This is a genomic window from Streptomyces viridochromogenes DSM 40736 (genome assembly GCF_000158955.1).
Classification (GTDB): domain Bacteria; phylum Actinomycetota; class Actinomycetes; order Streptomycetales; family Streptomycetaceae; genus Streptomyces; species Streptomyces venetus.
Map to the genome: position 1 here is coordinate 6,738,675 of NZ_GG657757.1, position 2,943 is coordinate 6,741,617.

General features: G+C 72.0%; 1 protein-coding gene. It reads right to left on the reverse strand.

What is annotated here, in order from left to right; all coding sequences use genetic code 11:
- Window positions 1-2,698 (reverse strand): molybdopterin oxidoreductase family protein (locus SSQG_RS29625; protein WP_003993608.1); only part of this gene is annotated, 2,698 nt, incomplete at its 3' end.
- Between the last annotated feature and the right edge of the window lie 245 nt (window positions 2,699-2,943).

The following is a 2,943-nucleotide window of genomic DNA, read 5'->3' on the forward strand; positions in this document are numbered from 1 at the left end:
CGGCGTACCGCACGCCGTCCAGCCGGGGGGCCTGCTCGGCGGCGAGTACGTCCCACAGGCCACAGCCGTTGTCCGGTGCGTCGCCGTCCCCGAAGGTGCTGGTGATGAAGAGCAGGTCGGCGGTGCGGGCGAGCGTGCCGACATCGGCCTCGTCCATGCCGACGAGGGTCGTACGGTGCCCGGTCGCGGTCAGCCGCTCGGCGGTGGCGGCGGCGAACTCCTCGGCGTTGCCCGTCTGCGAGGCCCACAGCACGACGACCTCACGGCCGGCCGGCTCCTGCGGCGCGGCCGTCGCGCTCCGCGAGTACATGCCGGCCAGGACGCCGTTGACCCACAGGGCGTGCTCGGGGGAGAAGGGCGCGTCGGGCGGGAGCACCGGCACGCCCGGGGCGCCCGAGCCGAGCCCGGCGAGGAAGCCCGTGAGGTACCGCCGTTCCTGCGCGGAGAGCACCGGCGGCGGGGAGGGTTCGAGCCCGAAGGGGCCGGCTCCGCGCGGCGTCACGATCGTGGGGACGACAGCCGCCGGTTCCTCGTCCCCGGGCCTCGCCACCTTCGCCAGCGACACGGCGCACACCTTGAACTCCGGCTGGAACGACAGCGGATCCACCGCGTCGCTCGTCACCGCGTTGATGCTCAGGTACTCGCCGAACAGGTCGTTCCAGTGGAACGGCGCGAAGCAGCACCCCGGCCGCACCCGGTCCGTCACGACCGCCGGCAGCACGGCCCGCCCACGCCGTGAGGCGACCTCGACCAGATCGCCCTCGGCGACGCCGAGCGCGTCCGCGTCCCGCGGGTGGAGCTCCACGAAGGGCCCGGAGTTCAGCTTGTTGAGCTTGGCGACCTTCCCGGTCTTGGTGAGCGTGTGCCACTGGTGCTGCACCCGCCCGGTGTTGAGGACGAACGGGTAGTCGTCGTCGGGCATCTCCTCGGCGGGCAGATGGGGCCGGGCGAAGAAGACGGCACGACCGCTCTCGGTCGGGAAGCGCGGTTCACCGTCCCCGACGTACCGGATCGGATTGCGCGCCGGCCCGTCCTCCCGGGCGGCCGGCCACTGCACGGGCGTCCCGCGCAGCCGCTCGTAGGACACCCCGCGCAGGTCCCACCCGGTCTTCGGGTTCCGGAACCGCCGGATCTCGTCGAAGACCTGCTCGGCGCTGTCGTACGAGAACGCCTTCTCGTACCCCATCGCGCACGCCACCTCCGCGATGATCCGCCAGTCGGCCATCGCCTCCCCGGGCGGGTCCGCGGCCCGCTGGGCCAGCGTGAGGGTGCGCTCGCTGTTGACGAAGACGCCCTCCGACTCGGTCCACATCGCGCCCGGCAGGACGACATCGGCGTACGCGTTCGTCTCGGTGTCCGTGAACACGTCCTGTGTGACGACGAACTCGGCGGCCTCCAGGCCCTCGATGACCGTGCGGCGGCCCGCGACGGAGGCGACGGGGTTGGTGCAGATGATCCAGCAGGCCTTGATCTCCCCCTCGGCCATCTTCCGGAACATCTCGACCGTGCCCTGCCCGGCCCCGTCCGTGCGCAGCGTCCCGGGCGGCAGCTCCCACAGCTCCTCGGTGAACGACCGTTCCTCCGCCACGAGCAGCGACCGCTGGCCCGGCAGGCCCGGGCCCATGTAGCCCATCTCGCGCCCGCCCATGGCGTTGGGCTGGCCGGTGAGGGAGAACGGCCCGGCGCCGGGCCGGCAGATCGCCCCCGTCGCCAGGTGCAGGTTGACCAGGGCGTTGGTGTTCCAGGTGCCGTGCGTGGACTGGTTGAGGCCCATGGTCCAGCAGCTCATCCACCGCCGGCCGGCCGCGCCGATCAGCCGTGCGGCCTCTCGCAGGTCGTCCTCCGCGAGCCCGGTGATCTCCGCGACCGCCGCCGGGGTGTAGTCGGCGAGGAATTCGGGCAGGGCCTCCCAGCCCTCGGTGCGGGCCGCGACGAACGCGTCGTCGACGTGTCCGCCGGCGTGCAGCAGATGCAGCAGGCCGTTCAGCAAAGCGAGATCGGTCCCCGGCCTGACCTGGAGGTACAGGTCGGCCTTCGCGGCGGTGGCGGTCCGGCGCGGATCGACGACGATCAGTTTGGCGCCGGCCTTGACCCGCTCCATCATCCGCAGGAAGAGGATCGGATGGCAGTCGGCCATGTTCGACCCGATGACGAGGAAGGCGTCGGCCTGCTCGAAGTCCTCGTACGAACCGGGCGGCCCGTCCGCGCCCAGCGACAGTTTGTAGCCGGTGCCCGCGCTCGCCATGCACAACCGCGAGTTCGACTCGATCCGGTTCGTCCGCACGAACCCCTTGGCCAGCTTGTTCGCCAGGTACTGGGCCTCCAGGCTCATCTGCCCGGAGACGTAGAAGGCGACCGCGTCCGGCCCGTGCGTCTCGACGATCTCGCGCAGCCGCCGGCCGGTCTCGGCGATCGCGTCGGCGGCGGGGGAGGGCACCGGCTCCTCGCCCCGGTCGCCCCGGACCAGCGCGGTGGTCAGCCGGCCGGGCGCGGCGAGCATGTCGGCCGTGGTCGCGCCCTTGGTGCACAGCCGGCCCGCGTTCGCCGGATGGGCCTTGTCGCCGGAGGCCTTCAGGACCGTGCGCCGCCCGTCCGGCCCCGTCCCGACCTCGAGGACGAGGCCGCAGCCCACACCGCAGTACGAGCAGACGGTGCGCACCTGCTGCGTCTCCGGCCGCGGGCGGGGGGTCGTGGTCATGCCGTCGACGGTACGAACGTCCCGTTACGCGGATGTCACTTTGCTCGATCACTACGAGTTACGCCCGTCACACAGCCGCCTTCCGGCCGTTGTGAGGTGCTTTGGCGTCGCGGAGCGTGTCGCTGTTGGGCCGAACGGGTGACCGTGCGCAACAATTGGCCGATGCAGACAGCCAGTGCGAGCCAGGACGGCACATGCCGGTGAACAGCCACGATGTCACCGACGAACAGTGGGAGGGCTCGCCC